The following is a 774-nucleotide window of genomic DNA, read 5'->3' on the forward strand; positions in this document are numbered from 1 at the left end:
TTAGTAAACCATTTTCGTGATCCTACTTCGTGTTTTGGCGATAAAGGTCGTTTGGCTCAGCAGCTTTGAGATTCGTTTCACAGTTTATTCATGAGTCAAACCTAGACTGAAAAAATCCACCTTTCTGATTCGAAAAATAACAAAACTAGGATTCACCCATGAAGAAGAACCTCCTTGCTATCGCCCTTGGCAGCGTAATTGCGCTGACAGCAGCCCCTTATTCACTGGCCGCCAACGATTCTACAATCCAATCTTCCGCAGACTACTCGCAACTGGTGACCAAACGTCAAGTTGTCGACCAACTTTTGAGTGACGCCGTGGAAGCCTTTAAATCGCCGGCGCGTATCTCTCACGCTGGTTTTACCGCGAAAATGCCGAGCAATATGGAGATAGTTACCGACCGATTGCTAGAAGCTTACCAACTTGAGCCATACCGCACCGACCTACTCATTTCTGCGGCAAATGCGCAGATTTACAACAAGAACGTCGATCGAGCAATTGAACTGTTCGAACAAGCCTTGGCTGTGGCGCCGGACGATGTAGATTTACACGCTTATCTTGCGGTGTGGCAGCGCTTTAAAGGCACTCAAGCCGAATCAGATCAACACATGACAACGCTGGCCAAACTGAATGCTGGTAAAGCAGCAGACATCAAACGCATCTTCGACACAGTAGATCGCATTTTGGCAACGCCGCTGAAAGAGAAAGCCGATAAAGGCAAACTGGACGACAAAGGCGCGATTGTTACCTTGGGTTATGCGCTCAATCCCGATG

1 protein-coding gene is annotated in these 774 nt (G+C 47.8%); it reads left to right on the plus strand.

Annotated features, from left to right (window positions below; all coding sequences use genetic code 11):
• Positions 1 to 158: 158 nt before the first annotated feature.
• Positions 159 to 774: transporter (locus R7R78_RS25740; RefSeq protein ID WP_225474570.1), on the plus strand; the 616-nt coding region annotated here is incomplete at its 3' end.

It is taken from the genome of Vibrio sp. 2134-1, from assembly GCF_033339495.1.